The organism is Psittacicella gerlachiana (assembly GCF_003585965.1).
Taxonomy (GTDB): domain Bacteria; phylum Pseudomonadota; class Gammaproteobacteria; order Enterobacterales; family Psittacicellaceae; genus Psittacicella; species Psittacicella gerlachiana.
In genome coordinates, this window is record NZ_NRJF01000265.1 from 1 (window position 1) to 1,725 (window position 1,725).

1 protein-coding gene is annotated in these 1,725 nt (G+C 33.0%); it reads left to right on the top strand.

Features of this window, described 5'->3' with window-relative positions:
* Positions 1-130: 130 nt before the first annotated feature.
* Positions 131-1,705 (top strand): glutamine-hydrolyzing GMP synthase, encoded by a 1,575-nt coding sequence (gene guaA / locus CKF59_RS07470; RefSeq protein ID WP_119535281.1) that lies wholly within the window; start codon positions 131-133, stop codon positions 1,703-1,705.
* The last annotated feature ends 20 nt before the right edge of the window (positions 1,706-1,725 follow it).

Consider the following 1,725-nt stretch of genomic DNA (forward strand, 5'->3'; position numbering starts at 1 on the left):
AAAAAGTACCTGATAATTACAGTAAATAATTTTTATTCAGAATTGAGCTAGTTAATTACTAGCTCAATTTTGTATATATTCTAGTATAATAGAACAAGTTAAATTTAACCTAAAGTATTAAGAGCAAAAAATGCATACAAATATTTATAATGATAAGATTTTAATTCTTGACTTTGGATCTCAATACACCCAGTTAATTGCACGAAGAATTCGTGAAATAGGTGTTTATTGTGAGTTAGTATCTTGGGATATTGATGAACAATTTATTCGTGATTTTAATCCAAAAGGTATTATTTTAAGTGGTGGTCCTGAATCTACTACTGAAGATAATAGTCCAAGAGCACCAAAAGTAGTTTTTGAATTAGGTGTACCTGTCTTTGGTATTTGTTATGGATTACAAACCATGATGGTGCAATTTGGTGGAACTGTTAGCACTTCTGATCAACGTGAGTTCGGATATGCTAAAGTAGATTTAATTGCTCAAAGTAGACTTTTAGAGGGAATTAACGATTTTCCAGATCAATCAGAGTCTTCTTTAAATGTTTGGATGAGTCATGGGGACAAAGTAACAGAAGTTGCTCCAAACTTTACGGTAGTTGCTAAAACTAATTCTTGTCCATTATGTGTTGTTGAGCATAATGAACAACCTTTCTTTGGGGTTCAATTCCACCCTGAGGTTACGCATACGGTTTCAGGCTTACAAATTATTAAGAACTTTGTCTTAAATATTTGTAACTGTAAAACAGAATGGACTCCTAAAAATATCATTGAATCTACCGTTGAGCAAATTAAAGAACAAGTAGGTAATGAAAAAGTAATTTTAGGATTATCAGGTGGAGTTGACTCATCGGTAGCTGCATTATTAATTCATAAGGCTATTGGTAAAAACCTACACTGTATTTTCATTGATAATGGTTTACTACGTTTAAACGAAGGTGATCAAGTAATGGAAATGTTCGAAGGTAAGTTTAATTTAAATATTAAACGTATTGATGCCGAAGATCGTTTCTTAGATGCTTTAGCTAATGTATATGATCCTGAAGATAAACGTAAAATTATCGGTAAAGTTTTTGTTGACATCTTTGATGAAGAGTCACATAAAATAGAAGATGCTAAATGGTTAGCTCAAGGTACTATCTACCCTGACGTAATTGAGTCAGCTGCTTCTAAAACAGGTAAGGCTCATGTAATTAAATCTCACCACAATGTTGGGGGATTACCAAAAGAGATGAAGCTAGGTCTTGTTGAACCTTTAAATCAATTATTTAAAGATGAAGTTCGTCGTATTGGTTTAGAGCTAGGTTTACCAAAAGAGATGCTTGAGCGTCATCCTTTCCCTGGTCCTGGTTTAGGAGTTCGTGTCTTAGGTGAAGTTAAAAAAGAGTACTGTGATATTTTACGTAGAGCAGATGCTATTTTTATTGAAGAACTAAGAAAAGCTAATTTATATTATGAAGTATCTCAAGCGTTTACAGTATTTCTACCAGTAAAATCTGTTGGGGTTATGGGAGATGGACGTAAATACTCTTGGGTATTATCATTAAGAGCTGTACAAACCGTTGACTTTATGACAGCGCATTGGGCTCATTTACCTTATGACTTCCTTGGCTTAGTATCTAATAGAATTATTAATGAAATAGATAATGTAAGTCGTGTAGTTTATGATGTAAGTGGTAAGCCACCATCAACAATTGAATGGGAATAATAAAATAGATAAGAGACTGC

Coding starts and splice junctions, on each gene's coding strand:
- guaA (WP_119535281.1), top strand. CDS start 131: ATGCATACAAATATTTATAATGATAAGATTTTAATTCTTGACTTTGGA.